The organism is Prevotella sp. TF12-30, from assembly GCF_003436715.1.
GTDB classification, from domain to species: domain Bacteria; phylum Bacteroidota; class Bacteroidia; order Bacteroidales; family Bacteroidaceae; genus Prevotella; species Prevotella copri_A.
In genome coordinates, this window is record NZ_QSQJ01000131.1 from 451 (window position 1) to 674 (window position 224).

1 protein-coding gene is annotated in these 224 nt (G+C 49.1%); it reads right to left on the reverse strand.

Annotated features, from left to right (window positions below; translation table 11 throughout):
- The coding region (locus tag DXD25_RS16870; protein ID WP_187360517.1) for a hypothetical protein at positions 1–224 on the reverse strand (224 nt) is incomplete at both ends.

Consider the following 224-nt stretch of genomic DNA (forward strand, 5'->3'; position numbering starts at 1 on the left):
AGCCTGCACATCATCATAATAGTCGAAGTTCTGGAAAGCCACTTCCTTTCCTGTGTTGTCATACTGTCTGACACCTGTGAGCATTTCCTTGTGGAATGCACCTTCCTTGTAGTCAAAGGCATAGCTGCGCAATGTCTCGCCCTGGAAATTCACGGTCACTTTCTCCAACAGCTTGTTGGAGGCGGCGAGGAATCCATAGCGGGCATTGTTGGTCTTTACCTGCT